This is a genomic window from Streptomyces alkaliphilus (assembly GCF_014141535.1).
In the GTDB taxonomy this organism is placed as follows: Bacteria; Actinomycetota; Actinomycetes; order Streptomycetales; family Streptomycetaceae; genus Streptomyces; species Streptomyces alkaliphilus.
This window is the reverse complement of sequence record NZ_VKHT01000562.1, coordinates 1-3,452: the sequence shown is the minus strand read 5'-3', so window position 1 is coordinate 3,452 and position 3,452 is coordinate 1. Positions and strand designations below refer to the sequence as shown.

At 76.9% G+C, this 3,452-nt stretch carries 4 protein-coding genes; 2 read left to right on the top strand and 2 right to left on the bottom strand.

What is annotated here, in order from left to right:
• Window positions 1-441 (bottom strand): sacsin N-terminal ATP-binding-like domain-containing protein (locus FNQ90_RS16710; protein WP_407699380.1); only part of this gene is annotated, 441 nt, incomplete at its 3' end.
• Between the two features lie 461 nt (window positions 442-902).
• On the opposite strand from FNQ90_RS16710, the gene FNQ90_RS16705 reads away from it, so the two are divergent.
• Window positions 903-1,235 carry a hypothetical protein gene (locus FNQ90_RS16705; RefSeq protein ID WP_182607116.1) on the top strand — a complete coding sequence of 111 codons (333 nt, stop codon included), beginning with the start codon at window positions 903-905 and terminating at the stop codon, window positions 1,233-1,235.
• A 59-nt stretch (window positions 1,236-1,294) separates the two neighbouring features.
• Window positions 1,295-2,071, top strand: a complete 777-nt coding sequence (locus FNQ90_RS16700) for a sulfite exporter TauE/SafE family protein (protein WP_323380012.1) — start codon at window positions 1,295-1,297, stop codon at window positions 2,069-2,071.
• 138 nt (window positions 2,072-2,209) lie between these two features.
• On the opposite strand, the gene FNQ90_RS16695 is transcribed toward FNQ90_RS16700, so the two are convergent.
• Window positions 2,210-3,121 (bottom strand): DUF3027 domain-containing protein, encoded by a 912-nt coding sequence (locus FNQ90_RS16695; protein ID WP_182607115.1) that lies wholly within the window; start codon window positions 3,119-3,121, stop codon window positions 2,210-2,212.
• Window positions 3,122-3,452: the final 331 nt, after the last annotated feature.

The window sequence follows — 3,452 nt, the reverse complement described above, 5'->3', positions numbered from 1 at the left end:
GGCCAGGCCCTCGGATCGGTCGGCGACATCCCCGGCCAGGGCGACGGCCTCGGGCAACGACCACCGGACCCCGCCCGCCCGACCGCGCACCGCGGGGGTGTCGGTGACGGCGATGACGGCGGAGAAACCGACGCCGAAACGTCCCACCCGCCCCTCGGCGGGCTCGTCCCGCTTCGCCGAGGCGCGGAGGGTGGAGAGCGATTCCACGCCGGCCGCGTCGAGGGGCGCGCCGGTGTTGGCGGCGGTCAGCAGGCCGTCGCGGAGGGTCAGGCGCAATCGGCCGGGAACGCCGGCGCGGGCGGCGGCGTCCGCGGCGTTCTGCGCCAGCTCGATGACCAGGCGGTCACGGTAGCCGCCGCGTGCCAGGTCCTCCTCGGCGTTGGCGTCCTCGCGGAACCGGGCGGGGGACGCCGCCCAGGCGTCCAGCACGGCCTGCCGCAGCCGCGCGGTGTCGAAGACGTCGGGAACGTTCGGGGTGCCCGGGGTGTCGCCGCCGGTGGCGGGGACGGGTGTGCCGTTCGCATCGGTGCTCACGCGGGGGACAGTACCGGGCCGGGCCGACCGGGGTCCGGACCGGTGCCCCCGGGGACGGCGGTCCGGCGCGGGACGCTCCCCCCGTCTCGCGCCGGACCGGCCGGAAACCCGCTCCGGACGGGCCGGAAAACGACGGGTCGCGGGAGCCGGGACGGGCATGCCGGGGGTGGGGAGTGATCATCGTCCGGTGCGACCCCCGTGGTGGGCCCGGCGAAACGGGGGTTCCGGCGGACCGGGCCGCGGGGCCCGGACGGCGCGACTCCCCTCCACCGCCGGGGCACCGCGCCGGCACGCGGCACGTTATGGGGCGGCCGAGGACGCCGGGAACGCCATCCGGGCGCATCCGACGACACGAGGGGGCACATGCGATGAGGAACGAGCACCGCGGGCGGGGCCCGGGGGCCGCTCCCCGCAGCCGACCGGTCATCAACGCGTGCATCGCCGCCGCGATCCCCTCCGCCGCGGTGGGGGTGGAGACGGCGCGCGGAGGATTCACCCCGCTCGGCGGGGCGGCCGCGATCATGCTCATCGTGGCGGTCGCCGCGTGTGTCTTCCTCGTCATGGGCCGCCTGATGACCGCCTGGCGACAGGGGAAGCCCGGACCGGACCGGACCGTCGGCGGGCGTGAACCGGAGTGGCGGCCCCGGGCGGGGGGTTCCGCTTCCGGGTCGGGTACCGGTGGTGACCGGGCGCCGATGTGACGGTCACGGAGCGGCCGGGGCGTTGATCGACACCACGGCCCCCCGTAGCGTCGACCAACGTGCCCGCATCCACCCACCCCGCATGGCAAGCGCTTTCCGCGCCCGACTCCCTCCCCCTGCCGTCGCTCTCGTTCCTGCTCGTCGTCGGTCTCGCCGTGATCATCGGCTCCGTCGTGCAGAGCGGCGTCGGCCTGGGCCTGGGCCTGATCGCCGCCCCGGTGGTGGCGATGATGGACCCCACCCTGCTGCCCGGCACCATGCTGATGGCCACGCTGCTGCTGCCGATGTTCACCATCCGTGCCGAATGGCGGCACGTCGACTGGCGGGGCCTGGCCCGGGTGCTGCCCGCCCGCCTCCCCGGCGCGGTGGCGGGCACCTGGCTGGTGGCGGCGGTGGCGCCGGAGACGCTGGGTGCCCTGGTCGGGCTGACGGTGCTGCTGGCCGTGGTGGCCACGGGATGGGCGGTGCGGGTGCGGATCACCACGACGAGCCTGGTGACGGCGGGAATCGCCTCGGGGGTGACCGGCACGGCGACCTCCATCGGGGGCCCGCCGGTGGCGCTGCTCTACCAGCACGAGCCGCCGCCCCGGGTGCGGGGCACCCTCGGGGTCTTCTTCCTGTGCGGCACGGCGATGTCGCTGGGCGTGCTGGCGCTGGGCGGTCAACTGACCGGCGAACAGGTGGTGGCCGGGCTGGCACTGGTCCCGTTCGTCGTCACCGGCTTCCTGATCGCCCGACCGCTGCGCCGGCGGATGGCCACGGCGGGCCTCCGCACCGCCCTGCTCGCGCTGGTGTCGCTCTCCGGACTGGTGCTGCTGGTGCGTTCGCTGTGGTGAGCCGGGCTCCCGACGTGCGCCGCCCCCGGCGTCCGCCGCCCGGGACCCCGGGGACGCCCGGACACCGGGTCGGACGCCGGTTCCGGGGGCGTGGCCGGTCGACCGTCGGGGAGCGCCCCGTGCGGAGCGCCCCGCCGGTTACAGCGAGTCGGCCCCCATGTGGTCGATGACGGGCGGCGGCGGCGTGATCGGGGCGGGCATCCGGGCGGCCTCGGAGTGCGCGCCGCAGCCGTAGTCGAGGGAGACCACCCGGCCGTCGGCGGGCGAGTACTCGTTGGCGCACACCCCGAACGCCTGCCGCAGGGCCCCGGCCATCGGGATCAGGAAGCCGCAGCCGGCGCAGGAGGCCGGGGCGGCCTGTGCCATGGGCGTCTCGGGGCCGAAGCCCTCCTGCCAACGGTCGGCGGCCTCCTCGAGTCCGAGCCGGGAGAGGACCCGCGTGCGGCCGAGACCGATCTCCCGGGCCACGGCCTCGATCCTGGCCCGCTCCGGCGGATCGACGACCGGCGGGGCCCCACCGTCGGCTTCCTCCGCCCCGGGGGCCCCATCGGCGGCGGGAAACCCCGGTGCCGTGTCGGCGTCGGCGTCACCGGGCGCGGCGGCGTCCGCCGGCTCCCCGGCCGGGCCGTCCCCGGGCACCGGCGGCGCGAGGGTCTCGTCGAGGCCGGAGGTGCCCGGCGCCAGCCGTGGATCATCGGCCTCGACCGGCAACAGGTCCCCGGGCCCCAGGTCCCCCGCCCGCAGCCGCTCGCTCCACGGGACCCACTCGGGCGCCAGCAGGGCGTCCGGCCCGGGAATCAGCGCGACCTCGTCCACCGTCACGTACCGGGCACGCGAGGCGCGGGCGACCGTGACCCCCCAGTACCAACCGCGGTACCCGGGGTCCAGACACTCGAAGCGGTGGGTGACCAGCCGATCCCCCTCCTGAACCACCCCCAGGTGGGGACCGGCCCCCCGGGGGGCGGCGACCTCCTCGGCGACCTCGCGGGCGAGTTCGACGGCCTCTGCGCACAGCCGGTCGGGGGTGCGGCTTCGCGTGCCAACTCTCACTTGATCGACTCTCTCCTACGCCGTGTGCTCGGGTGCCGGGCCGCCGGACATCACCGGGCGACGGAGCGGCTGCCGCATCACCGCCGGGCACGGGGTCCGCGGCGGCGGCGTGCTCCGGGGTGTGGAGACCGCGCGATACCACCGCACGACCCGCGCCGGCGCGCGGGGCGCGCCACGACGGGATCCGGGCCGCTGCGACGTCGTACCGATCGTGAGGGAACCGATCGCGGGTGACGAGGCGGAGAGCACCGTTCGACCACGCTACCGCACACGCCGGGCGAGGGACCGCGCGGGCACGTCCCCGGGCGGGGCGGTCCGGGGGCCGGAGGGG